Origin of the sequence: Sphaerisporangium melleum (assembly GCF_014646695.1) — a bacterium.
GTDB lineage: Bacteria > Actinomycetota > Actinomycetes > Streptosporangiales > Streptosporangiaceae > Sphaerisporangium > Sphaerisporangium melleum.
Genome location: NZ_BMNT01000149.1, coordinates 1 through 724, shown reverse-complemented (window position 1 = coordinate 724; position 724 = coordinate 1). Strand labels below are relative to the sequence as shown.

Here is a 724-nt window from a genome sequence, read left to right as displayed (position 1 = left end):
ATCGACTACGGGGTGCTGGACTTCACCCTGTCCGACAGTTTCGACTCCAACACCAACACCCGGCCCGTCATCAAGTACGGCAACAGCCCCATGATCCCCATCACCGGCGACTGGGACGGCGACGGCATCGACACCCCCAGCGCCTACGACCCCACCACCGCCACCTTCCACCTGTCCAACGCCCCCGCCAACGGCCAATCCCAGTACAACATCAAATACGGCAACCGGAACTCCATCCCCATCGTCGGCGACTGGGACGGCGACGGAAAGGACAACATCGGCGTCCGCATGGGCTACAGCTTCTACCTGCGCACCACCCCCATCACCAGCACCACCGAAACCACCACCAGCTACGGCTACGGCAACACCAACTGGATCCCCGTCGTCGGCGACTGGGACGGCAACGGCACCGACACCCCCAGCGCCTACGACCCCGCCACCGGCATCTTCTACCTCTCCAACAACCCCGCCGGCGGCAACGTCGACCACCAGTTCAAATACGGCAACGACTACTCCACCCCCTTCGCCGGCGACTGGGACGGCGACGGCAAGACCAACATCGGCGTCCGCATGGGCTACACCTTCTACCTCCGCACCACCCCCGTCACCAGCGCCACCGAAACCACCAGGCCCGTCCCCTACGGCAACACCGCCGACCTCCCCGTCATCGGCGACTGGAACGGCGACGGCACCGACACCCAAGGCATCGTCCGATAACCCCTGG

General features: G+C 65.2%; 1 protein-coding gene. It reads left to right on the top strand.

What is annotated here, in order from left to right:
• On the top strand, positions 1-717 hold a 717-nt coding region (locus tag IEY93_RS37575; protein WP_229691835.1), incomplete at its 5' end, for a hypothetical protein.
• Positions 718-724: the final 7 nt, after the last annotated feature.